This window comes from Pseudoalteromonas sp. SIMBA_162, assembly GCF_046535955.1.
In the GTDB taxonomy this organism is placed as follows: Bacteria; Pseudomonadota; Gammaproteobacteria; order Enterobacterales; family Alteromonadaceae; genus Pseudoalteromonas; species Pseudoalteromonas marina.
The window spans coordinates 1-259 of the sequence record NZ_JAWJBQ010000652.1 but is presented as its reverse complement, the minus strand read 5'-3'; the positions used below and the strand labels follow the sequence as shown (position 1 = coordinate 259).

Sequence of the window (259 nt, the reverse complement as noted above, 5' to 3'; positions counted from 1 at the left end):
CAGCATCACCGAGGCCGCGTCGTCATAGCTGATCCCGTCCGGCAGCTTCACGAGCCGCTCGGCCGGCATCACGCGCTCCTGCGCATACGCGCCCGGCGGCTGCCCGACGTACGCGACGCGATCGCCCGCCTTGAAGGCGGTCACGCCGTCGCCGACGGCCGTCACCTCGCCCGCCGCCTCCATCCCGAGGCCACCGGGCAGCGGCTGCGGATAGAGGCCCGTGCGGAAATACACGTCGATGTAATTGAGCCCGACCGCC

The 259-nt window shown here is 71.4% G+C and carries 1 protein-coding gene; it reads right to left on the bottom strand.

All coding sequences use genetic code 11. The annotated features are described in order from the left end of the window. Positions 1 to 259, bottom strand: a 259-nt coding sequence (locus R0J88_RS21280) for an alcohol dehydrogenase catalytic domain-containing protein (protein ID WP_410901067.1), incomplete at both ends; no start/stop codon positions are given.